This is a genomic window from Bacillus paramobilis, assembly GCF_038096195.1.
Lineage (GTDB): Bacteria > Bacillota > Bacilli > Bacillales > Bacillaceae_G > Bacillus_A > Bacillus_A mobilis.
Window position 1 is genome coordinate 1,820,727 of sequence record NZ_CP151108.1, and the last position, 22,456, is coordinate 1,843,182.

The window sequence follows — 22,456 nt, forward strand, 5'->3', positions numbered from 1 at the left end:
AATCCACCTAGTTTTTTAACCTTTTCTAAACAATCCTAATACTTCAACCGTTTCTGTAATGTTAACGAATGCATGAGGATCAATTTCAGAAATTGTTAATTTCATACTTGCCAATTCTTCACGAGAAACGACCGTCATAAGTACACGTTTCTTTTCGCTGGAATAAGCACCTTCGCCATCAAGTAATGTAATTCCACGTACAACAGTTGAAAGAAGTTGTTTTTTCATTTTTTCTGCTTCATTTGTTACAATCATAAGTGTAACCTTGCGATGTTTCGTATGAATAGCATCGATAACTTTACCAGTTACATAAATGGAAAGTAAGCTTGTAAGAGCAACATCCCAAGTGAAGAAGAATCCTGCAATTACTACAACGATTGCATTTAAAATAATAAGGAATCCACCAAGTTTAATGTCTCGTTTGCGAGATAACAACATACCGATAATATCAAATCCACCAGTTGACCCATTACAGTTAAAAACAAGACCGATACCAGCTCCGGCAATGACACCACCAAAGATAGATGATAAAAGTGGATCTGTAGCTACGACTTTCACTGGAACATAGTATAATGCAACAGATAATACAATAACAGAGATAACAGTGTTAAAAATTACTTTTTTTCCAAGACCTATGTATCCTAAAATAAGGATAGGTAAGTTTAATACGAAGTTAATAATACCTGTGTTTACAGGCGTTACAATCCCTAAAATAATAGCAATTCCGCCAATTCCACTACTTAAAATTTTGTGGGGGATAAGGAAAAGATTAAAGGCAATCGCAATAACAATAGAACCAATAATAACACCAAGAAATCTAACCATTTCTTTCCCGTCCTTCACTAAAAAATTCATATTATTTCAAGATTATATATGATATTGAAAGTTTTGGGTAAAAACAGTTTATTTCGGGAAATTAGATTAATCAAAAGAATTAGAGTATTTTATCGTTTGAAAGGGGATACAGTTGTGAAGATAAAAACATATCAACAGAAAAGCCCGTTGAAGCAAGAATGTGAGGATTCTTATTTTTGTAATAAAGAAAAAAAGATTTATGGTGTATGTGACGGTGCCACACCACTTGTCCCATTTTGTGATGAAAAGGGACATAATGGAGCATACATCGCTTCCCATTTATTTGCAAGTTATTTTGCTTTATTACGTGAAAATCATAGTTTACAAGTTGCCGTTGCAAAAGCAAATGAAGCATTGCAAAGCAAAATGTTAGAATATGAAGTAGACACAAGAAAAAAAGAGCATTTGTGGTGCACATGTATCGCGGCAGTCCAGATAGTTGGTGAGAAAATTGAATATGCACAATTAGGGGACTGTATGATTGTCGCAATACTTCAAAATGGAACGATGCAAGTATTAACGAAAGACACGGTTGAAGGAATTAGTAAACGAGCAAAAAAGAAAAGAGAAGAAGATCGTAAAAAGGGGTTATCTGTACCGGAAGAACATGTTTTTCAAGATGTGCGGGAACAGTTAAAATATAATCGTTATCTTGCAAATATGCAGGGCGGGTATTCCGTTGCAAATGGAATGAAAGAAGCGATACATTATTTACAGCGTGGTGAATTATATATTGATGAAGTAAGCGGGATTTTTATTTGTTCAGACGGATTATTCCACCCAGATTGGCCACTCGAACAAACTGTTGCATATATAAGAAAGAATAGTATAAATGAATATGTAGCAATTATTGAAGAGCTAGAAGAGGAAAAGAGAATACGACCAGATGATAAAACAATGATGATTGTTGATTTTTAAGGGAGGATGTTCAAATGGAAATTAAATGTGTTAATTTAACATTTCAAGATGAATTAGTGCCTTTAGAAAAAGTAAATAAACTGATTATCCACCATACATCCGAAGATGGATGGGATGTGTATAAAACACATGAATTTCATCAAAAAGTAAGAGGATGGAGCGGGATCGGTTACAATTATTTTATTGAAGCAGATGGAACTGTAGTCGAAGGACGAGGTTTACATATTGGAGCACATGCGAAAGATAATAATAGAGATACAATTGGGATATGTATAACGGGTAATTTTGATAAATATGATCCAACTACCGCACAAATGAATGCATTGTATTCTTTATGTAATATGTTTATGAAGCAGTTTGCTATAACGAAAGAAAATATACTCGGTCATAGGGAGCTAGAAGGCGTTACAAAAAGTTGTCCTGGAAAGCGTTTTTCTATGGTAGAGTTAAGAAACATAATATCTTAAATATAGAGGAGTAACAAATGATGATGAATATAAAAATACCAAATGATAAAAAAGAAGAGCTTGTAGCACAAATTCAGAAATTTTTCGTTGAAGAAGATTTAGATGAAATTGGGCGTTTCCAAGCAGAGCGTTTAATTGAAGAAATGATTAAATTAGTAGGACCGTTTGCATACAATCAAGCAATTGGAGATGCTAGAAAGCTTGTAACAGAGAAACTATCTAATATTGAAGAAGATTTGTATGTGTTAGAGAAGAATGAAGGGAAGTAAATTTTCTCCAATTATAAAATAAGTATTTGCCACGGCTTCTTTCCGATGTTTTGTTTGGAAAGGGCCGTGAAATTGTTTTTGGACATATAAAATAAGACTTCTTTTTTGCTGGGATCCTAGAATTAAAAAACGTTATTCTTTCTTAACAAGCTAGATGAGAAAGAATAACGTTTTTTTTGGATTGAGATTAAAAATATATTATCTTAATTTTATCTTTTTTTAATAATTTATTTATGGGCAATTTATAGTTGCTATTTATAATTCCTATATATAACAGCTATGGATACTACAAAGAAGAAATTTGGATGTGTAACACTTTGTATCCAATTAGCTGTAATCAAAATTTATAACATGAATTGCTCACATAGACTTTTCTTTTGAAAGAAAAGTGGTGTAATTCTTTGTTAAATGAAGGAAGGGATTGGGAAGCTATGAATAAAACAATTTTAAAAACATGTATCATATCAGCAGTTTTAGGTGGAAGTCTATTAAGTGAAACGACTGGAGAGGTGAAAGCAGAAGCAGTTACACCAAACACGAATCATACTGGTGTATTCAAAGATGTTCCAAAGGGACACTGGGCATATGAGGCGATTCAGCAATTAACAGGTGAGAAAATCATTTTTGGCTATGATGATGGAAGATTTGGTTTTGGAGATAACGTAACACGCGAACAAGTTGCAGCTTTAATGTATCGTTATTTTAATATGGAAGAAAACAAAAATTATCAAAACCCATACGGTGACGTAAGTGAAGATTCAACAAGCTATATAAAGGAAATTTTATCTTTAACAGAAATGGGTGTTTTTACGGGTGATGAGCATGGAAACTTTAGACCGAAGGCATCCTTAACACGCGCAGAAATGGCACAGGTTCTTACAAATGCTTTTCATTTAAAGGCAAAGAGTGATCACACTTTTAATGACGTTTCAACGAATTCATGGGCAAGAAACGCAATTAGTGCTGTTCAAACAAATAATATTGCAAAAGGAGTAGGAGAAGGAAAATTTGCTCCAAGTATGGATGTGACGCGTGAACAGTACGCACAATTTTTATATAAAGCAATACAAGAAACTGAGCGAACTCAACAAACGAAAGGGCAACTACTAGCTAGCATACTTGGTGAAACAAATTGGCAAGGGACAAAAGTCTATGACAAAGATCATAATGATGTAACGAAAGAAAATCAAAATTTCATTGGGCTTGCAAAATATGATGCTAAAACTGCAAGGTATGAATTTTTTAATGCAAATACAGGAGGGAGTCGTAATGATAGCGGTACCTTTTTTATAACGAATGATGGAAAGAAAAGAGTGCTAATTTCTGAAACGCAAAATTATCAAGCTGTTGTTGAATTAACGCAATTAGATAAAGAGAAATTTACATATAAAAGAATGGGGAAAGATGCAAAAGGGAACGATGTAGAAGTGTTTGTTGAACATGTTCCTTACCATGAAAAAGAACTATCTTTCACGCGACCTGATAAAAATTTAGAAAGCTCGACAGGTAAAATAGTTACAGACGTTGATGGAGATGAAATTTTATCTAGTACACTATGGAACGGAACGGTGGTATTAGACGAACGGGGTAATAATGTAACAAAATATAACTCAAACTTAATCAGTCTAGCAAAATACGATAAAAATACAAATAAATACGAGTTTTTCAATATGAATACAGGAGAAAGTCGTGGAGACTATGGTTTCTTTGATGTTGTACATGGTAATAAAATAAGGGCTCACGCTTCGTTAGGAAATAATAAATATGGTGCGGTCCTTGAACTTACAGAGTTAAATAAAGAGAAATTTACGTATACAAGAATGGGGAAAGATGCGAATGGAAAAGATATAAAAATCTTTGTTGAGCACGAACCGTATACAGGTGACCTAAAACCAAATTTCACAAAGTAAGATGTAAAATAGTTGTTTATAGACAAAAAGATGCCTTCAGGCATCTTTTTGTCGTTTTAAAATGATTTTATGGCAAATATAAAATCCGAACTCTAGTAACTTATTACTTGCACCACCATACATCTGGTTGTTTTTTATTTGTTTTCTTTATGCTCTTTATATTCATGTATTTTTTCTTTCACATTACCAACCGTATCTTTAGCGGTGCCTTTCATCTTATCCCATTTTCCTTCAGCTTGTAATTTCTTATTATCAGTTACTTTCCCGACAACTTCTTTTACTTCGCCTTTTACCTTATCAATGGCACCTTCTACTTTTTCTTTTAAACCATGATCATGGTTAGTCATACATTTCTCCTCCTTGTAGTTTGATGAGAATTCTCTTTTCATATTGCAAGTTGAATGATGTATCTAGTAATAGCGTAACAAATTCAGTTTGAATATTCAAATGATTAATAGGATAGAAAAGGAATTGTCATATAATGTATAAGATTGTAATGAGAAGAGAAAGAATGTAAATTACATGTCTTTTGCAGTCCATATTGATTTTGTATAAGCGATTTTCATATGGGCACGTTCCATATTATTTTGACTGCCGCTACCGAACCTTGCTTGTCCAACTATTAAATTACAATTGGATTCAAGAGCTGTTTCAATTCGTTTTTGAATTAATGCAGTATGACAGCCTTTACGTTGAAATTCTGGCAAAGTAGCAGAAGCAGCTAATGAAGCAACACCGTTATTTATATAGAGAACTCCTATACTAGCAGGAGTGTTTTGAACTTCGGCTATGAAAAAATGCCAGCCGGGTTTATTGTAGAGAATTTCGTTATTTTGATGGACGCCATCTTTTGTAAAGGACGGCATATTAAATCCACGTACATATATGTCGGCAAATGTATCAAACTCATTTTCTTTTAGGTGGCGTACTGAAATATGAGAAGGAAGAAGGGTCGAATCTTCACTCGGTATACTATATAAAGCGGTATGGAAGTTAGATTGGTACAACTCTTTTTGAGATAAGTATTGAAATAGCTCAGTTGTACCTTGAGCTGGTGTAATTTCAAAGCGGCAAGGGATTTGTAGTGATTGATAATAAGAGATAATTTCATCTATCTCATCTGTATTTGTAAAGGTGACGCCTTTTACTGTGTTAAAAGCAGGACCAGTAATTATTTTTGATGAAAAGGCAGTGGCACTCCCGAACTTTTTCATTTGTACTTGCATTGGATTTCCGTTTATTGCTTGTAGTGCCTTTAATCTAGAAGAAAGCATATGTATTTCTGCGCTTTCAATTTCTTGTGCTGTATTGAGCGTCATAATAGTACTCATAAAATTCCTCCGTTAATAAATATATTTCATAGTACATATACGATGTTTGTTCGGTGATTCCTGTTGAAATGTAAGAGAATAAGAGGTTTTTTGGAAGGGAAATGGAAGTGAACTGTCGAAGGGAGTGAAAACAGATTAAAGGTGGTGCTCTCATGAAACAGAAAGACGTGCAGACATGCTCTAATTGTGGTTCTCAAAACATAGGAGAAGGTGAGTTTGTCGGATATGCACAAATACGGAAAAAGGAGACGATGTTCACATCTTCACCAGTAGATGCTTATATTTGTACAGATTGCGGGAATATCATTTTATTAAAAGTACGACATTATGAAAAGTTTAAGCAGAAGCCGTTATGATTATTGAAAAGTGGTTTTATTAGAGAAGTTAATAGGAGTAATATTTTACATATATATGAATACGCCTTATATAAAGAGATGACAACATATACTGTCGCTATATGACATACAAAAATGTATAGAAGAAAGTAAGGAAAAAGGTAGATAGTTTATAAAAAATAAAAAACATGTTTCGAATCAACGTATTCAAAACATGTTTTTTATCATTCTGAATTATTTCCAAAGAAATAATTCAGAAAATACAGAAAAATGTCGTAATTATTTGTGGAAGTCTGTTATAATAAACGAAAAATGAAAACGCTTTAAAGGGGGATGTAACCATATGATGATGAATGTACCGCTAACAATTAGTTCTATGATGGAAAGAGCAGAAAAACTGTTTTCAAAGAAAGAAATTGTTTCACGGACACATGATACAGTTACGACGTTAACGTATAAGCAGTTAGGTGAAAGGACGAGAAGGCTTTCCAGTTCGTTAAAAAAATTAGGAGTTAAAGAAGGCGAGCGTATAGGAACGTTAGCGTGGAATCATCATCGACATGTGGAAGCATATTTTGCTATTCCTGGTATTGCTTCTGTTTTGCACACAATTAATATTCGTTTATCTCCTCAACATATTTCATACATTATTCAGCACGCAGAAGATCGTATTCTACTTATAGATGAAGATCTCATACCACTCGTTGAAAATATTCAATCACAATTATCAACTGTACAAGCCTATATTATTATGACTGATAAAGATGAACTTCCCAATACTACGCTAGAACCTGTATATCATTATGAAAAGCTATTAGAAGAAGGCGATCCAACTTTCCAATTTGTAAAAGATATTGATGAAAATACACCTGCTGGTATGTGTTATACGTCAGCGACTACAGGAAACCCAAAAGGTGTTGTATATACGCATCGTAGTACTGTATTGCATTGTATGGCACTCGGCTTAGCGGATACAGCTGCTTTATCGGAAAGTGATGCGGCAATGGCAATTGTACCGATGTTCCATGTGAACGCTTGGGGGCTTCCTTTTGCAGCTACTTGGTTTGGAACAAAACAAGTTCTGCCAGGACCAATGTTTACGCCAAAAATTTTATTAGAGATGATTCAAGCTGAAAAAGTAACGATAGCAGCAGGTGTGCCGACAATTTGGCTCGGTGTATTACAAGAATTAGAAAATAATAGTTACGATTTATCTAGTATAACGAGAATATTATGCGGTGGTGCTGCTGCACCGAAAAGCGTTATTAAAGCATTTGAACAAAAATATAATGTTCCTTTCGTACATGCATATGGTATGACTGAAACAAGCCCACTCGTAACACTTGCACGTTTAAAAAGTTATGAAAGAGAATTATCATATGAAGAGCAATTAGAAATCCGCTCAAAACAAGGATATCTTGTCCCTGGTGTAGAGATGAAAGTAGTCGGTACAAACGGTGAAGTGAAGTGGGATGGTACTGAGATGGGAGAGTTATGTTTACGAGCACCTTGGATCGCTGAAAGCTATTATAACGATGATCGTACTGTCGAAGGATTCCGAGACGGTTGGTTATATACTGGTGATGTTGTTACAGTTGATGAGGAAGGCTGCGTGAAAATTGTTGACCGTACGAAAGATGTTATTAAAAGCGGAGGTGAGTGGATTTCTTCAGTTGACCTTGAAAATGCATTAATGGCACATGATGCTATATTTGAAGCAGCTGTCGTTGCCGTTCCTCATCCGCAGTGGCAAGAGCGACCAATTGCCTGCGTCGTTCAAAAGAAAAATAGTACAGTAACAAAAGAAGAAATATATGAGTTTTTAAAACCACAGTTTGCGAAGTGGTGGTTACCAGACGATATTGTATTTATGGAAGAAATACCGAAAACATCTGTTGGGAAGTTTTTAAAACAGGCGCTTCGGAAAGAACTTGAGCATTTGCATAAAGAGAAATAATTGAAAAAATATTTGTAAACCTATATTTAAAATAAGTTGACAAAGACTAAATAGAAAGATAATATAACTCCTATAATATGTTATCTAAAAATCATTTTAAGTTTACAAATAGGAGAAGCAAATATGAATACAAAAAACTTAGTTTTCGTCGCTTTATTTAGTTCTATTATGGGAGTGTTAGGGTTAATACCTCCAATTGCTCTTGCTATTACACCAGTTCCGATTACATTACAATCACTCGGTGTTATGCTTGCTGGTGGATTGTTAGGATCACGCCTTGGTGCGTTAAGTCAGCTTATTTTCTTACTTATAGTTGGAGTCGGAGCACCATTACTTGCTGGTGGACGCGGTGGTCCAGGCGTATTTGTTGGGCCAAGTGCAGGATATTTACTCGGTTATATCGTTGGAGCGTTTGTCATTGGTTATTTAATTGAGCGTTTACGTGAAGTTTCTATAATAAAGGTATTATGTATTAATATAATTGGTGGTATTTTCGTAGTTTATGTATTTGGTATTATTGTACAAGCTTTCTTTATGGATGTTTCTATATGGCAGACGATGAAAGTAAGTGCCGTATTTTTACCAGGTGATTGCATAAAAGCGATTATAGCAGCGATTCTTGTAACGAAATTACATCGTTCATTGAAACATATTATTACGCCTGCTCTAAAGAGTGGGAAATATACAAATGCAGGATAAGAAAGAGAAGAAACACGTTCATTGCGTGTTTCTTTTTATTATTTTGTAGAGAAAGGACAACTTATATGGGAATTACAAAAGAATATAAAAAACATCTCTCTATACAATCAAATAAAATAGCGATAAAGGAAAATGATCGAATTTTAACATATAAAGAATGGTTTGAGTCAGTGTGTAAAGTAGCAAACTGGTTGAATGAAAAAGAATCGAAGAATAAAACGATAGCAATTGTATTAGAGAATAGTATAGAATTTTTACAACTATTTGCTGGTGCTGCTATGGCCGGATGGGTTTGTGTGCCATTAGATATAAAGTGGAAACAGGATGAGCTCAAAGAAAGAATTGTAATCAGTAATCCGGATATGATTGTGATAGAGCGATATAAGGTAAATGATTTACCGGATGAAGAAAGAGTAATAGAAATTGATGAGTGGAAAAGTAGGATAGAGAACTACCTGCCTACATATTATCCTATAGAAAATGTGCAACATGCTCCGTTCTATATGGGATTTACATCAGGATCGACTGGGAAGGCGAAAGCATTTTTACGTGCACAACAATCGTGGGTTCATAGTTTTGATTGCAATATAAAGGACTTTCATATGAAAAAAGAAGATTCTATTTTAATAGCTGGGACGCTCGTTCATTCTCTTTTCTTATATGGCGCAATAAGTGCATTATATGTAGGGCAAACGGTGCACGTTATGAGAAAGTTTATTCCAGATCAAGTGTTGGATAAGTTAGAAACGGAACATATCTCGGTCATGTATACAGTTCCGACAATGCTAGAATCTTTATATAAAGAAAACAGAGTAATAGAAAATGAAATGAAAATTATTTCTTCAGGAGCGAAATGGGAAGCTGAAGCGAAAGAAAAAATAAAGAGTATATTTCCTTATGCACGAAAATATGAATTTTACGGTGCATCGGAACTAAGTTTTGTAACAGCACTTGTTGATGAAGAGAGTGATAGAAGGCGAAATTCAGTAGGGAAACCTTGTCACAATGTGCAAGTTCGAATATGTAATGAAGCAGGAGAAGAGGTACAAAAAGGCGAGATTGGAACTGTTTATGTGAATAGTGATCAGTTTTTTATGGGATACATATTGGATCAGGTTTTAGTTCCAGAGTTGACTGAAGATGGCTGGATGACAGTACGAGATGTAGGTTATGAAGATGAAGAAGGCTTTATTTATATTGTCGGTAGAGAGAAGAATATGATTTTATTTGGAGGAATTAATATTTTTCCAGAAGAAATAGAAAGTGTATTACATGAACACCCAGCTGTTGATGAAATAGTTGTAATTGGTGTGAAAGATAGTTACTGGGGTGAAAAACCTGTCGCCATCGTAAAAGGAAGTGCTACGAAGAAACAATTAAAAAGTTTTTGCTTACAACGATTATCCTCTTTTAAAATACCGAAAGAATGGCATTTTGTAGATGAACTACCGTATACAGATAGCGGGAAAATCGCTCGTATTGCAGCAAAAAATATGATTGAAAACCGGGAGAAGATATATGAATAGAGCGGTTATTGTAGAAGCAAAAAGGACACCTATTGGTAAGAAGAATGGGATGTTGAAAGATTATGAAGTTCAGCAATTAGTAACGCCGCTTCTTACATTTTTAAGTAAAGGAATTGAGAGAGAAATAGACGATGTCATATTAGGGAATATTGTGGGGCCGGGAGGGAATGTTGCAAGATTATCTGCTTTAGCGGCAGGACTTGGCTATCATATTCCTGGTGTAACGATTGATCGGCAATGTGGTGCGGGTTTGGAAGCGATTCGCACCGCATGTCATTTCATTCAAGGCGGGGCAGGTAATTGTTATATTGCAGGAGGAGTAGAGAGTACAAGTACATCACCTTTTCAAAATAGAGCGCGATTTTCACCAGAAACAATTGGAGATCCTAATATGGGAGTGGCGGCTGAATATGTTGCAGAGCGTTATAATATAACGCGAGAAATGCAAGACGAATACGCTTGTCTTAGTTATAAACGGACACTGCAAGCATTAGAAAATAGATATATACAAGATGAAATACTTTCTTTTAATGGATCTTTTGACGAAGCTATAAAACGAGAAATGAAGTATGAAAGAATGATTAAAAGAACTAAGCCCGCATTTTTACAAAATGGTACAGTAACGGCAGGTAATTCGTGCGGTGTAAATGATGGAGCATGTGCCGTTCTTGTAATGGAAGAGGGGCAAGCCCGAAAATTAGGATACAAACCTGTACTTCGTTTCGTTCGTAGTGCTGTAGTTGGAGTGGATCCAAATCTTCCGGGGACTGGTCCGATATTTGCGGTGAACAAATTATTAAACGAAATGAATATGAAAGTAGAGGACATCGATTATTTTGAAATAAATGAAGCATTCGCTTCAAAAGTTGTTGCTTGTGCAAAGGAGTTACAAATTCCATATGAAAAATTGAATGTCAATGGTGGAGCAATTGCGCTCGGTCATCCGTACGGTGCATCTGGTGCTATGCTTGTAACACGTTTGTTTTATCAAGCGCAAAGAGAGTATATGAAATATGGAATTGCGACGTTAGGAATTGGGGGTGGGATAGGATTAGCGCTATTATTTGAAAAAGTAGAAGACTAGAAAAGAACTAGTTTTCTACTTTTTGAGGAACATAAGCATTGCTACCAGGTTTTGTTTTTATTTCATTCCAAGCGGCGATAGCATCAGCTCTTGATTTTCCTTTGTTATTTGGATCTTCGAAAAAGTCGCGAGTGAAACGATTGTATTCAAACTGCGCGCTAATAGTTGTTTTGTATGTAGGATCTTTTTTTCGTTCGTTTTCTTCATACCAAAACGTTATCGCGTCCTCATATGTTTTTCCAACATTCTCTTTAAAAAACTTTTGAAGAGCTACTGTAAAGCGGAAGTTTGCTCCAATTTTGTCTTTGAAAAAAGCACGAACATCTTCGCTACAGCGGTGATTTTTAGTAATAATCGTTTGAAGGGAAAGGTCCTTATAAGAGAGGGAAGCTTTACTCAATTTTTGCTCAGAACTGTTTTTTAATATTTTACCAGTAGTTAAATAATGTGAGATACGCTCGGTTATTTCAGTCTTAGAGCCACTAGCTGGCAAACCATGCTCACGACAAAATGTTTGCAGTTCTGCTTTTAACCAGTAATAGTTTTGGAAATCTTCAAGTGATATAGACTTTGTTAAAGGTGGGCGCATGAATGTAACAACTACTTTCTTCCAGGATTTTCTTTAATTATAAAACGTACGTTCTTTTTGTGGAAGGATTAATTTGTAAATATAATGGGAAGAGGAGATTACATATGGGAAATGTAATGCAAGTTCGTGTTACGGGAATTTTAATTGAAGATGAAAAGGTATTGCTAGTAAAGCAAAAAGTGGCTAATCGCAATTGGTCTTTACCTGGGGGAAGAGTGGAGAATGGTGAAACGTTAGAAGAAGCGATGACTCGAGAAATGAGAGAAGAAACAGGGTTAGAAGTTAAAATTAAGAAGCTACTCTATGTTTGTGATAAACCTGATGCTAGCCCATCTTTATTACATATTACGTTTTTGCTTGAAAGGATTGAAGGTGAAATTAGGCTACCTTCTAACGAGTTTGATCACAATCCGATTCATGATGTGCAAATGGTACCGATTAAAGATTTAAGTCATTATGGTTTTTCGGAAACTTTTATAACTCTTATAAGTGGCGGTTTTGCAAGTGCAGGGAGTTATCAAGGCTTGAAACAAAATATAGGCTTGTAAATATAGTTGAAGGATAGCCGTTAGCTATCCTTTATAAACATGTTTTACACAGCTGAATGTAAAGAAGAAACAAGTTGATTTAAAAATTCGTCCCCGGTCATAACCGCTTTTCCGCCGCCGCGCGCACTCTTTTTATTTCCGCCACCTTTTCCTTCAATGGCAGGAAGAGCATCTTTTAAAAGTGCGTTCATATCAAGTGTGACTGTTTTTCCGCAAGCGAGGATGCATTGTAGTTTGTCATCATTTTCGATAACGAAATATGTAATGGCATGCTCTTGTTGTTCTGTAATAATAGCAGAAAGCTTTGCGATTTCTTGCATAGAACGATTATTAAATACTTTAGAAATAAGTATGCCAGCGTGTATTTCTAAAGGCTGGTGCAGTAGTTCATTTGCCTCTGCATATAATAATTTTTCATTCATTGTTTGTATTGCTTTTTCGTTTTCTTTTTGAGAAGTAAGAAGTTGTGCTACTTTTGCTGGAATATCATTCTCGCTACTATTTAATTGCTGAGAAACATCTTTTATAATTTGTTGCTGTTGCCCCATTAATTTAAGTGTGCGCCAGCCAGCGATAAACGTTAATCGTATGCCACCTTTATTGCGCTCCCACCCAAGTACTTGAATAGGGCCTACTTCACCTGTACGTTTCGGATGTGTTCCGCCACAGCCGTTATAATCAAAGTTTTCGATAATAACAACACGTATATTTTCTGTTAAAGTCGGTTCTTTACGAAGGGGTAACGTTTTCGCTTCTTCTAAGTTCACCCATAGGGTACGGATGGGATGGTTTTCAAAAACAATTTTGTTTGCAATTTGTGCTGCTTTTTCAACAGTTTCTGCATGCAGATTGTCTGTTTCTAAATCAATTGTTACCGTCTCTTTTCCAAGATGGAATCCGATCGTAGGTATGTTAAAATGGTCCCAAAAAGCAGCGGATAAAATGTGCTGAGCTGCATGTTGCTGCATATGATCAAAACGGCGCTCCCAATTGATTTTACCTTTTACTTCTTCAGTATGTAATTGTTCTACAATGAAGTGACGAATTTCTCCATTTATCTCTTCTACATTGATTACATCGATATCATTTAATGTGCCAGTATCATACGGTTGTCCGCCACCTGTCGGATAAAATGCCGTTTCGTTTAAAATAACGTATAAGTTACCGTCTTTATCATAATCTTGCTTTATAATTTTAGTAGTAAAGTCTTGCTTATAAGCGTCAGTGTAATATAATTTTTGCTCCAATTTTCTTTCCCCTTTCGTGTTCACTAGTTTCATTGTAAAGCAATTGAAATTAGTTTCCTAATATTTCAGAAGAAAGAAACTATTTTTAGAATTTTCTTGCTATAATAAGAAAAAGAAAATGCGGGGGTGGAATGAATATGTTATATGAAAACGGCGTAGATAAAATGCTTAGTTTAAGCAAAAATATTTCTGAATTGTATCGAGAATTAAATGAAATGACCCGGATTTTAACGGACTGTAATCGAGAAAGTGTGAAGTTCGATCGGTTATATGTAAAAGAGGTACTGTGGAAGAAAGAGGATGTAATAGAGAAATATGACGAGCTACTTGTGCAACTTTGTATAAATGAATGCTTTGATCTAAAAAGTGTCATTACAGGGGAATATAAGTATACATATGAAGAAGTAGAAAATATCGTTTTACAATTTAATGAGAAGTATAATGTCACAATTTTAATTAAAGATGTTTGTAAAGAATTACAGTTTACATATGGCATAGATATGGATATAACGAGAACAGCGCGGGTATCAACAGCTCAAGTATAAAAAGGGAAAAGAAAGCAGATCCTTTGCTTTCTTTTTTCATGTAAGAACAGGGAGAGTAGGTTTTTTTGATGAAGGGGAAGTTACAAAATATCCATCCATTAGGAATGACAATTATAATAGGGACTTTATTTGCGAGGTTTGCCACGTCAATGAGTATTCCTTTTTTAGCAATTTATTTAACGACTGTTAAAGGTGTATCAGCTGGAATGACGGGTGCTATTATTGGAACGAGTGCACTTGTTGGAGTTTTTGCTAGTTTTATTGGAGGGAATTTATCGGATCGATTCGGCCGAAACATGATTATAATATGGTCCATGATTGTTTGGGTGTTTGTATTTATAGGCTTTTCGTTTGCAAATCATGTTTTAAGTTTCTTTTTATTAAATGCTCTCAATGGATTATGTAGGTCCTTTTTTGAACCGACGTCAAGAGCATTATTATCAGATTTAACGAAACCAGAGTATCGTTTACTCGTATATAATTTGCGTTACGGTGCAATCAATGTTGGAGTAGCGATTGGTCCACTTGTCGGATTACAGATTGGAAGCGCAAAATCAACAATTCCTTTTCTAGTAGCAGCTGGAGTATACATTCTATATACAGCTATATTAGCGTTCCAATTTAAGAAGTATCCAATTGAAAAAAAGAAAGTAAATACAGAAAAAACTGTCACAATGTTAAATGCAATTCGTATTTTGCGAAAGGATGTCGTATTTTTAGTTGCTTTAGTCGGTATTATTTTGAGTAATTGTGGTTTTTCTCATTTAACGACAACGGTATCTCAATATTTTGCAAATGCATATATGTTTCAGGATGGAGTGAAATTATTTTCATATATGTTAGCTTTAAATGCGATCGTTGTAGTCGTAATTCAATACCCTGTTATTCAAATGTGCAAAAAGTATACACCGTTAGTATCCATTATGGTTGGAACTTTATTTGTGAGCGGAGGACTGTTTGGATTTGGAATAGCAGAATCTACGCTAGGTGCTGCCATTTGCACAATTATTTTTACAATTGGAGAAGTTCTCATGTTTTCAATGACGGACGTATTTATAGATGGTATAGCTGTTTCACATTTAAAAGGAACCTATTTTGGAGCAATGGGGTTTTCAGGAATTGGAGCAGTAATTGGTCCGTGGTTTGGGGGAGTACTTCTCGATTACTACGGGTACCAAAATGGATTTATTGTCTTTTCAACGCTAGCTATATTTTCAACTGTAGCATTTCCTGTACTTTTAGTTACAAAAGGTTTATTGAAAAAAAGAGATGATAGAAATTGTAATTTAGAATTACATGCGAAATAAAATAAGCCCCAGCAGACGGCTGGGGCTTATTTTTGTATTCATCCCGCTATTTGCGGAAGTAAAACTCCCGTTGATTAAAGTTTTACTTTATTTTACTTCTCAATTTGAAAGAGAACTTTCTCTTCATGTTTATTAGCAACTTCATTTTTGGAAATATGAATGGCTAAATATCCATTCTCTAAGCAGGCTAGCATCTTCTTATAAATAATAGTAGCGGGTAAAGGAATGATCCGCTGTAAAGAACTATTATTATGAAGTATGCAAATATTTAGGCCTGTCTCCATCTTTTTAATAACTACATTTTGTTCGGATACATTTGGTACATCTGTTTCCAAAATGTATTCTTGTTCAGTTTCACAAAGGTCAATATGAATTTGATTTGGGAAACTAAAGTTACTACAAGAATCAGAACAAAATTGATCCATCCATTCTTCGAAACCATCAACATGAAAAAGACAATCCTTCTTTTTCTTGCCCATGTAAGACACCCTCCGTAAAATCTCAATTCATACTATGTTATGCATGAATGAAGTAGGGGTGAAGAATAAATGGAAAAATATAAACATTGTATGTGGCAAAGGTAGCTAGTGTGAGCCTTTTGTTTTACATATCATGATGTGCATGATTTTTTTGGCGTGAATGGTTACGGTTTTTTACTTTATGAGATCCGCTTAATGGTTCAGGTTGTCCCTTTTTTTCTTTTGCTTCACGATTGTTTTTTCCCATTGTATGTGACACCTCCTCTTTCTCTTTAGAATGAGAGAAGTTTGCAAATTTATACGAGAATGTTTTTAGAAAAAAAGGTAAAGATAAAGGGGACTAACTATTATGGAAAGGGGATTATATAATGCCATATCATAAAGATAAACAACAAGCTTTTCAAGCAGCGCAGCAAGGAGTTACACAAGCAGAAAACGTATTTAATAACATTGTGAAAAATGATCCGAACTACGGTCATGATTTAAAAGAGTTACGCCAAGAGGTTCAGGAAGCGTATGAACAAATTCAAAATGCGTTAGAAGTAGCTTCGGAAACACAACGCCCACAACTTGAGCAATACGAAAATAATCTCCAAAATATTATGCGAAATGTAGATCAATTAGAAAAGTAAATGAGATTGTTGTGTATTCGACAATCTTATTACTTTGACGAACGTTATGCCAAAACAGAAGATTTTTCTATTCGTTTTTTGTTTATTATGCGCAGTACATATATTTCAAGTTGAAAAAGTGGAAGCGAAAATGTTGCTCAGAAAAGAGCTAGAACCAACTGGCTATGTAACGTGGGAAGTACCTAATAATGAAAAGATTATTGCCATTACATTTGATGATGGACCAGATCCAACTTATACACCACAAGTTTTACATTTATTACGTCAATATAAAGCAGAAGCGACATTTTTTATGATTGGATTTCGAGTGCAGCGTAATCCATATTTAGTGAAACAAGTGTTAAAAGAGGGACATGAAATTGGAAACCATACGATGAATCATTTGTATGCGAGTAATTCATCAGACGAAAAATTAGAAAATGATATTTTAGATGGGAAGAAATATTTTAAAAAATGGGTGAAAGAACCTTTGCTATTCCGTCCACCTGGCGGATATATTAACGATGCTGTATTTAAAACCGCGAAAGAAGCGGGTTATCAAACGGTTCTTTGGTCGTGGCATCAAGACCCGCGTGATTGGGCAAATCCAGGGGTTGAATCCATTGTAAATCATGTAGTGAAACATGCTAAAAGTGGAGATATCGTATTGTTACATGATGGAGGAAATGATCGCAGTCAAACAGTAGCAGCGCTAGCAAAAATTTTACCTGAACTGAAAAAACAAGGCTATCGATTTGTAACGGTTTCGGAATTACTACGTTATAAACATTAGAAAAAATCCCAAAAGGAAAATATACCTTTTGGGATTTTTCGTTACTGGTTCTTTTTACGTTTTTTATTATTTTGTCGCTCTGCTGGAGTTAAAGGCTCGTTTGCAAATTCTTCATTGTAACCAGTTCCTTGTCCTTGTGCAGATGCAGCATTCATTCCTGAAATAGTATGATTTGCTTTTCTTTTACCCATTTTATTTCACCTCTATAACATTTTTGTATGTTGAATGATAAGCAGTTCATAGTATGTATGAACTGTAAGTAAAGCGCTAATAGAGCACTTTACTTTATGGTAATAGTATTCATAAGGAGCATGAACACTATTCAAATTTAGAAACATAAAGAAAACTTATGATAATCTATAAGTTTCTTATTATTTACTTATTTAGAAAGTTGTAATAAGATATTATCGTAAGGTATTGAAAAGTTTGTCTACATTTTATATTCAGACAACTTAGTCACGTTTAACAGGGGGGAAACATAATGGTCAAACATAATCCATTTCAATCACGTGCAACTTTTGAAGTAGATGAAAAAACGTATCATTATTATGATTTGAAAGCGCTTGAAAACGCAGGGGTTGGCAACGTATCTCAATTACCATATTCCGTGAAAGTTTTACTTGAATCTGTACTTCGTCAAGTAGACGGACGTGTAATTACAGAAGAGCATGTTACAAATTTAGCGAAATGGGGAACGAAAGATGTGCAAGATATCGATGTTCCATTTAAACCATCTCGTGTAATTTTACAAGATTTCACTGGTGTACCAGCTGTTGTAGATTTGGCTTCGCTTCGTAAAGCAATGGCAGATATGGGCGGGGATCCTGATAAAATTAATCCAGAAATTACTGTAGACCTTGTAATTGATCACTCTGTACAGGTTGATAGAGCGGGTACGGCAGACGCGCTTGCATTCAACATGGACTTAGAGTTTAAACGTAATGAAGAACGTTATAAATTTTTAAGCTGGGCACAAAAATCATTTGATAACTATCGTGCAGTTCCACCAGCTACAGGTATTGTACACCAAGTAAACCTTGAATATTTAGCACCAGTTGTTCATGCTGTGAAAAATGCTGAAGGTGACTTAGTTGCATACCCAGATTCATTAGTTGGAACAGACTCACATACAACGATGATTAACGGTATCGGTGTTCTTGGATGGGGCGTTGGTGGTATTGAAGCAGAAGCAGGAATGCTTGGACAGCCTTCATACTTCCCAGTACCTGAAGTAATCGGTGTGAAATTAACTGGTACACTTCCAAGTGGTACTACAGCAACTGACGTTGCATTAAAAGTGACACAAGTATTACGTCAAAAAGGTGTAGTTGGTAAATTCGTTGAGTTCTTCGGTAATGGACTAAAGAGCATGCCTTTAGCTGACCGTGCAACAATTTCAAATATGGCACCAGAATATGGCGCAACTTGTGGATTCTTCCCAATCGACGATATTTCATTAGAATACTTACGTTTAACAGGTAGAGATGAAGAACAAATTCGCGTTGTGGAAGAATACTGTAAAGCGAACGGTTTATTCTATACGGCAGACAGCAAAGATCCAATTTACACTGATCTTGTTGAAATTGATTTAAATACAATCGAATCTAACCTTTCTGGACCGAAACGCCCACAAGATTTAATTCCACTTTCAGATATGAAAGATGCGTTCCATAAAGCTGTTTTAGCGCCAGTTGGAACACAAGGACTTGGATTTAATGAGCAAGAGTTTGATAAAGAAGTGAAGGTTACATTAGAAGATAAAGAAGTAACGATGAAAACAGGTGCAATTGCAATCGCTGCAATTACAAGCTGTACAAATACATCAAACCCATACGTATTAATTGGGGCAGGTCTAGTTGCGAAGAAAGCAATTGAAAAAGGACTTGTAGTACCTGAGTACGTAAAAACATCATTAGCACCAGGCTCTAAAGTTGTTACTGAGTACTTAGATAAATCAGGTTTAACAACATATTTAGATCAATTAGGTTTCCAAACAGTTGGTTACGGCTGTACGACTTGTATCGGTAACTCTGGCCCATTAGCAGAGGAATTAGAAGAAGCAATCGCAGCAAACGATTTATTAGTAACATCTGTTTTATCTGGTAACCGTAACTTTGAAGGTCGTATTCACCCACTTGTAAAAGCAAACTACTTAGCATCACCACCACTTGTTGTGGCATATGCACTTGCAGGTACTGTTGATATTGACCTGAAAAATGATGAAATCGGTAAAGATGCAAATGGCAATGCTGTATACTTCAACGATATTTGGCCATCAGCTAAAGAAATTGAAGATGTAGTTCAAAGTGTTGTTACATCTGAACTGTTCAAGAAAGAATATGCACAAGTATTTAACAGCAATGAGCGTTGGAACGAAATCCAAACTTCAAATGAAGCTTTATATACTTGGGATAATGATTCAACTTATATTCAAAACCCACCATTCTTTGAAGGTTTATCAAAAGAGCCAGGTGAAGTTGAAACATTATCAGGTTTACGCATAGTTGGTAAATTTGGTGATTCTGTAACGACAGACCATATTTCACCAGCAGGTTCAATCGGTAAGCATACACCAGCTGGACGCTACTTATTAGAAAACGGCGTACAACCAGTTGACTTTAACTCTTACGGTTCTCGTCGTGGTAACCACGAAGTTATGATGCGTGGTACATTCGCGAACATCCGTATTAAAAACCAAATCGCACCAGGAACAGAAGGCGGGTATACAACATATTGGCCAACTGGTGAAGTAACATCAATCTATGATGCTGCTATGAAATATAAAGAAGATGGCACAGGACTTCTAGTTATTGCTGGTAAAGATTACGGTATGGGAAGTTCTCGTGACTGGGCTGCGAAAGGTACAAACTTATTAGGTATTAAAGCAGTAATCGCAGAAAGCTTCGAACGTATTCACCGTAGTAACTTAGTGTTAATGGGTGTGTTACCACTTCAATTTAAAGATGGCGAAAGTGCTGAAACATTAGGTCTTGTTGGTAACGAGTCATTTGAAATTCAAATTGACAAAACAGTTAGACCACGCGATCTTGTAAAAGTAGTTGCAACTGATGTAGATGGCAACGAAAAACAATTTGAAGTAGTAGCTCGTTTCGATAGTGAAGTAGAAATTGACTACTACCGTCACGGTGGTATCCTGCAAATGGTTCTTCGTGAAAAAATTGAAGAATCTAAAGTGTCGAACTAAATAATTGAAATAAACGATAAGGAAGCTAACAACTGTTAGCTTCCTTATTTTATGGAAAGGGATGAAACCATTTGGTTTCATCCCTTTCTTTTTACTTTAAAAAATGGAGGAAAGGTCATGAAAGAATATAAAAGAATATTGTTACCGTTACAGAAAGAAAAACTATTAGTAATAGCTGCTGTATGTAGTGGGCTTTTTGCAGCTATTTTAAATTTATCTCGTCCACTATTCATGGGGCTAATTGTAGATAATCTTATTCAACGGGAGTTAAAGGAGGCATATTTTTACATTACTTTGTTTGCAGTTAGTCGCTTGTTGATGTGGGTGAACAATCTTTCATTTGATTATATAAGCTCCAAAGCAAGTCAGCGAATATTACGAGAGAAGCGTATAGATGTATTACGTCATTTTTTCTCATTACCGTTTGAAGAAAGCGAGAAGATTAAACAAGGAGAGTTAGAGACGTTAGTTGTGTCTGATGTCCCGAATTGGATTAGGTTGTATGGTTCTATATTAATAGAATATATACACGCTATTGCGCAATTTATAGGTGCGTTCATAGCACTACAACATATAGATATAAAGTTCATATTGTGGGTAACTCCGTTTTTATTTTTAAGTGCAACGGTTCCGATGGTGATGGGGAAAAAGGTAAGAAATATTGCAAGCGTTGCTCAAAGCAATCAATCAAGTGTTGTAGAGATGGTGTCACAGTTTGTAAAAGGAGCACAAGATTTACGTAGTTTGCAAAAAGAAAAATGGGCCATGTGCTTATTTAAAGGAGTAACAGCACAATCTTATAAAACAGAAGTAAAGAAGACGATGATGCAACACTGCATTGGAGTAGTTGGAACAGTGATTGAAACAGGAGCATATATCCTTGTTCTCATTATAGGCGCACAAAAAATAATGAAGGGGGAAATGGAAGTTGGTTCACTTGTTGTCGTGTTAGCCACAATTGAAATGCTCTTTTTTCCAGTTCGTTACGTTGGCGATTTATTAATGATGACACAAGTTGCAGTCGCTTCGGCAAATAGAGTTTTTTCCTTTTTAGATAAACGAGTGGCAGATAGTAAGGTAGAAAGAGCGATGGGGATGACGGTAACAAATGTTGCATTTCAGGAGAATGATGAAGAGAAATGCAGAATTCATAATATTGATTTGCAAATTCACCCTGGTGAACTCGTTATTATTGTGGGGGAAAGTGGTGCAGGAAAAACAACACTTTTAAAATTAATGACAGGTTTGTATAAACCATCTAACGGTAGCGTTGTTTATTATGGTAATGAGGCTCGTATGACTACAGTGTGGCAAGAACCTCGTTTCTTTCGGACGACAGTAAAAGGGAATATGTATTTTGGAGAAGAGTATTTAGAAAAACAGTTAGAAAAAAATATTGAACTCGTTAATATGAAGCCGATAATTAGTGGGCTATCTGAAGGGGTTCAAACTCTATTACATAAAAGTGGTGAAGAGTTTTCGGGAGGAGAAAGGAAACGTCTTGCATTATTACGTGCCATTGTTTCAAATCCGAATCTTATTATTTTAGATGAACCGACTGCGGGATTAGATCCGAGCAATCAAGAAACTGTTTGGGATATGATAGAAGGACTAGGAAAAGAGGTCACGAGAATTGTGGCAACACATGATGTGGAGAAAGCGATACTAGCAGATCGTGTTGTCATAATGAAAGAAGGCAGTATTGTTGCATGTGGAAGTCCTGAAAAATTAATATATAGTCATTCATTTTTTAAGAAATGTGAATAAGGATAAGAGCACTG

The 22,456-nt window shown here is 35.4% G+C and carries 24 protein-coding genes; 16 read left to right on the plus strand and 8 right to left on the minus strand.

Annotated features, from left to right (window positions below):
- Positions 1–15: 15 nt before the first annotated feature.
- On the minus strand, positions 16–825 hold the full coding sequence (locus AABL52_RS09440) for a YitT family protein (RefSeq protein ID WP_341519236.1): 810 nt from the start codon (positions 823–825) through the stop codon (positions 16–18).
- Between the two features lie 126 nt (positions 826–951).
- On the opposite strand from AABL52_RS09440, the gene AABL52_RS09445 reads away from it, so the two are divergent.
- From AABL52_RS09445 to AABL52_RS09460, 4 genes are all read left to right on the plus strand, one after another.
- Entirely contained in the window at positions 952–1,773 is an 822-nt protein-coding gene (locus tag AABL52_RS09445) for a protein phosphatase 2C domain-containing protein (RefSeq protein WP_341519237.1), read from the plus strand.
- 14 nt (positions 1,774–1,787) lie between these two features.
- Positions 1,788–2,240 carry a peptidoglycan recognition protein family protein gene (locus AABL52_RS09450; RefSeq protein WP_000402964.1) on the plus strand — a complete coding sequence of 151 codons (453 nt, stop codon included), beginning with the start codon at positions 1,788–1,790 and terminating at the stop codon, positions 2,238–2,240.
- Positions 2,241–2,257: 17 nt separating this feature from the next.
- A complete protein-coding gene (locus AABL52_RS09455; protein WP_341519238.1) occupies positions 2,258–2,509 on the plus strand; it encodes a DUF2164 domain-containing protein in 252 nt (83 codons plus the stop codon).
- A 431-nt stretch (positions 2,510–2,940) separates the two neighbouring features.
- On the plus strand, positions 2,941–4,419 hold the full coding sequence (locus tag AABL52_RS09460) for a DUF4822 domain-containing protein (RefSeq protein WP_341519239.1): 1,479 nt from the start codon (positions 2,941–2,943) through the stop codon (positions 4,417–4,419).
- A 134-nt stretch (positions 4,420–4,553) separates the two neighbouring features.
- Here AABL52_RS09460 and AABL52_RS09465 read toward each other — a convergent pair whose 3' ends face one another.
- Positions 4,554–4,766 carry a CsbD family protein gene (locus tag AABL52_RS09465; protein WP_341519240.1) on the minus strand — a complete coding sequence of 71 codons (213 nt, stop codon included), beginning with the start codon at positions 4,764–4,766 and terminating at the stop codon, positions 4,554–4,556.
- A 171-nt stretch (positions 4,767–4,937) separates the two neighbouring features.
- Positions 4,938–5,750, minus strand: a complete 813-nt coding sequence (locus AABL52_RS09470) for a GNAT family N-acetyltransferase (RefSeq protein ID WP_341519241.1) — start codon at positions 5,748–5,750, stop codon at positions 4,938–4,940.
- 152 nt (positions 5,751–5,902) lie between these two features.
- On the opposite strand from AABL52_RS09470, the gene AABL52_RS09475 reads away from it, so the two are divergent.
- The 5 genes from AABL52_RS09475 (at position 5,903) to AABL52_RS09495 (ending at position 11,351) form a co-directional block, all read left to right on the plus strand.
- Positions 5,903–6,106 carry a hypothetical protein gene (locus tag AABL52_RS09475; protein WP_097844358.1) on the plus strand — a complete coding sequence of 68 codons (204 nt, stop codon included), beginning with the start codon at positions 5,903–5,905 and terminating at the stop codon, positions 6,104–6,106.
- A 322-nt stretch (positions 6,107–6,428) separates the two neighbouring features.
- The gene (locus tag AABL52_RS09480; protein WP_336181772.1) at positions 6,429–8,042 is read left to right on the plus strand and encodes a long-chain fatty acid--CoA ligase; all 1,614 of its coding nucleotides are present in this window, start codon (positions 6,429–6,431) and stop codon (positions 8,040–8,042) included.
- 123 nt (positions 8,043–8,165) lie between these two features.
- A complete protein-coding gene (locus AABL52_RS09485) occupies positions 8,166–8,741 on the plus strand; it encodes a biotin transporter BioY (RefSeq protein ID WP_001093321.1) in 576 nt (191 codons plus the stop codon).
- 65 nt (positions 8,742–8,806) lie between these two features.
- Complete coding sequence (locus tag AABL52_RS09490) at positions 8,807–10,267, plus strand: acyl-CoA synthetase (RefSeq protein ID WP_341519242.1); 1,461 nt, start codon at positions 8,807–8,809, stop codon at positions 10,265–10,267.
- Positions 10,260–11,351: an acetyl-CoA C-acyltransferase gene (locus tag AABL52_RS09495; protein ID WP_341519243.1), complete on the plus strand. Its 1,092-nt coding sequence runs from the start codon at positions 10,260–10,262 to the stop codon at positions 11,349–11,351. The genes AABL52_RS09490 and AABL52_RS09495 overlap by 8 nt, the downstream gene beginning before the upstream one ends.
- Before the next feature lie 7 nt (positions 11,352–11,358).
- Here AABL52_RS09495 and AABL52_RS09500 read toward each other — a convergent pair whose 3' ends face one another.
- Complete coding sequence (locus tag AABL52_RS09500; protein WP_341519244.1) at positions 11,359–11,940, minus strand: DUF6434 domain-containing protein; 582 nt, start codon at positions 11,938–11,940, stop codon at positions 11,359–11,361.
- 104 nt (positions 11,941–12,044) lie between these two features.
- Between AABL52_RS09500 and AABL52_RS09505 the strand changes: the two genes are divergently transcribed.
- Entirely contained in the window at positions 12,045–12,488 is a 444-nt protein-coding gene (locus AABL52_RS09505) for an NUDIX hydrolase (RefSeq protein ID WP_097842921.1), read from the plus strand.
- 44 nt (positions 12,489–12,532) lie between these two features.
- Here the strand turns inward: AABL52_RS09505 and AABL52_RS09510 are convergent, their stop codons facing one another.
- Positions 12,533–13,735 (minus strand): alanyl-tRNA editing protein, encoded by a 1,203-nt coding sequence (locus AABL52_RS09510; RefSeq protein ID WP_341519245.1) that lies wholly within the window; start codon positions 13,733–13,735, stop codon positions 12,533–12,535.
- A 137-nt stretch (positions 13,736–13,872) separates the two neighbouring features.
- On the opposite strand from AABL52_RS09510, the gene AABL52_RS09515 reads away from it, so the two are divergent.
- Together AABL52_RS09515 and AABL52_RS09520 are read left to right on the plus strand one after the other, a co-directional pair.
- Complete coding sequence (locus tag AABL52_RS09515) at positions 13,873–14,280, plus strand: hypothetical protein (protein WP_000965153.1); 408 nt, start codon at positions 13,873–13,875, stop codon at positions 14,278–14,280.
- 68 nt (positions 14,281–14,348) lie between these two features.
- On the plus strand, positions 14,349–15,587 hold the full coding sequence (locus tag AABL52_RS09520; protein ID WP_000676825.1) for an MDR family MFS transporter: 1,239 nt from the start codon (positions 14,349–14,351) through the stop codon (positions 15,585–15,587).
- 92 nt (positions 15,588–15,679) lie between these two features.
- On the opposite strand, the gene AABL52_RS09525 is transcribed toward AABL52_RS09520, so the two are convergent.
- Positions 15,680–16,066, minus strand: a complete 387-nt coding sequence (locus AABL52_RS09525) for an Hsp20/alpha crystallin family protein (RefSeq protein WP_000516737.1) — start codon at positions 16,064–16,066, stop codon at positions 15,680–15,682.
- Positions 16,067–16,190: 124 nt separating this feature from the next.
- Positions 16,191–16,313: a small acid-soluble spore protein P gene (locus tag AABL52_RS09530; protein WP_000517650.1), complete on the minus strand. Its 123-nt coding sequence runs from the start codon at positions 16,311–16,313 to the stop codon at positions 16,191–16,193.
- 121 nt (positions 16,314–16,434) lie between these two features.
- On the opposite strand from AABL52_RS09530, the gene AABL52_RS09535 reads away from it, so the two are divergent.
- Positions 16,435–16,698: a hypothetical protein gene (locus tag AABL52_RS09535; RefSeq protein WP_098235301.1), complete on the plus strand. Its 264-nt coding sequence runs from the start codon at positions 16,435–16,437 to the stop codon at positions 16,696–16,698.
- Between the two features lie 46 nt (positions 16,699–16,744).
- The gene (pdaB, locus tag AABL52_RS09540) at positions 16,745–17,470 is read left to right on the plus strand and encodes a polysaccharide deacetylase family sporulation protein PdaB (RefSeq protein ID WP_097843238.1); all 726 of its coding nucleotides are present in this window, start codon (positions 16,745–16,747) and stop codon (positions 17,468–17,470) included.
- A gap of 41 nt (positions 17,471–17,511) precedes the next feature.
- Here pdaB and sspO read toward each other — a convergent pair whose 3' ends face one another.
- Positions 17,512–17,661: an acid-soluble spore protein SspO gene (gene sspO / locus AABL52_RS09545; protein ID WP_000518057.1), complete on the minus strand. Its 150-nt coding sequence runs from the start codon at positions 17,659–17,661 to the stop codon at positions 17,512–17,514.
- Positions 17,662–17,951: 290 nt separating this feature from the next.
- Between sspO and acnA the strand changes: the two genes are divergently transcribed.
- Together acnA and AABL52_RS09555 are read left to right on the plus strand one after the other, a co-directional pair.
- Positions 17,952–20,675 (plus strand): aconitate hydratase AcnA, encoded by a 2,724-nt coding sequence (gene acnA / locus AABL52_RS09550; protein WP_341519246.1) that lies wholly within the window; start codon positions 17,952–17,954, stop codon positions 20,673–20,675.
- A 117-nt stretch (positions 20,676–20,792) separates the two neighbouring features.
- The gene (locus tag AABL52_RS09555) at positions 20,793–22,442 is read left to right on the plus strand and encodes an ABC transporter ATP-binding protein (RefSeq protein WP_341519247.1); all 1,650 of its coding nucleotides are present in this window, start codon (positions 20,793–20,795) and stop codon (positions 22,440–22,442) included.
- Positions 22,443–22,456: the final 14 nt, after the last annotated feature.

Coding starts and splice junctions, on each gene's coding strand:
- AABL52_RS09440 (WP_341519236.1), bottom strand. CDS start 825: ATGGTTAGATTTCTTGGTGTTATTATTGGTTCTATTGTTATTGCGATT.
- AABL52_RS09450 (WP_000402964.1), top strand. CDS start 1,788: ATGGAAATTAAATGTGTTAATTTAACATTTCAAGATGAATTAGTGCCT.
- AABL52_RS09455 (WP_341519238.1), top strand. CDS start 2,258: ATGATGATGAATATAAAAATACCAAATGATAAAAAAGAAGAGCTTGTA.
- AABL52_RS09460 (WP_341519239.1), top strand. CDS start 2,941: ATGAATAAAACAATTTTAAAAACATGTATCATATCAGCAGTTTTAGGT.
- AABL52_RS09465 (WP_341519240.1), bottom strand. CDS start 4,766: ATGACTAACCATGATCATGGTTTAAAAGAAAAAGTAGAAGGTGCCATT.
- AABL52_RS09470 (WP_341519241.1), bottom strand. CDS start 5,750: ATGAGTACTATTATGACGCTCAATACAGCACAAGAAATTGAAAGCGCA.
- AABL52_RS09475 (WP_097844358.1), top strand. CDS start 5,903: ATGAAACAGAAAGACGTGCAGACATGCTCTAATTGTGGTTCTCAAAAC.
- AABL52_RS09480 (WP_336181772.1), top strand. CDS start 6,429: ATGATGATGAATGTACCGCTAACAATTAGTTCTATGATGGAAAGAGCA.
- AABL52_RS09485 (WP_001093321.1), top strand. CDS start 8,166: ATGAATACAAAAAACTTAGTTTTCGTCGCTTTATTTAGTTCTATTATG.
- AABL52_RS09490 (WP_341519242.1), top strand. CDS start 8,807: ATGGGAATTACAAAAGAATATAAAAAACATCTCTCTATACAATCAAAT.
- AABL52_RS09495 (WP_341519243.1), top strand. CDS start 10,260: ATGAATAGAGCGGTTATTGTAGAAGCAAAAAGGACACCTATTGGTAAG.
- AABL52_RS09500 (WP_341519244.1), bottom strand. CDS start 11,940: ATGCGCCCACCTTTAACAAAGTCTATATCACTTGAAGATTTCCAAAAC.
- AABL52_RS09505 (WP_097842921.1), top strand. CDS start 12,045: ATGGGAAATGTAATGCAAGTTCGTGTTACGGGAATTTTAATTGAAGAT.
- AABL52_RS09515 (WP_000965153.1), top strand. CDS start 13,873: ATGTTATATGAAAACGGCGTAGATAAAATGCTTAGTTTAAGCAAAAAT.
- AABL52_RS09520 (WP_000676825.1), top strand. CDS start 14,349: ATGAAGGGGAAGTTACAAAATATCCATCCATTAGGAATGACAATTATA.
- AABL52_RS09525 (WP_000516737.1), bottom strand. CDS start 16,066: ATGGGCAAGAAAAAGAAGGATTGTCTTTTTCATGTTGATGGTTTCGAA.
- AABL52_RS09530 (WP_000517650.1), bottom strand. CDS start 16,313: ATGGGAAAAAACAATCGTGAAGCAAAAGAAAAAAAGGGACAACCTGAA.
- AABL52_RS09535 (WP_098235301.1), top strand. CDS start 16,435: ATGCCATATCATAAAGATAAACAACAAGCTTTTCAAGCAGCGCAGCAA.
- pdaB (WP_097843238.1), top strand. CDS start 16,745: ATGCCAAAACAGAAGATTTTTCTATTCGTTTTTTGTTTATTATGCGCA.
- sspO (WP_000518057.1), bottom strand. CDS start 17,661: ATGGGTAAAAGAAAAGCAAATCATACTATTTCAGGAATGAATGCTGCA.
- acnA (WP_341519246.1), top strand. CDS start 17,952: ATGGTCAAACATAATCCATTTCAATCACGTGCAACTTTTGAAGTAGAT.
- AABL52_RS09555 (WP_341519247.1), top strand. CDS start 20,793: ATGAAAGAATATAAAAGAATATTGTTACCGTTACAGAAAGAAAAACTA.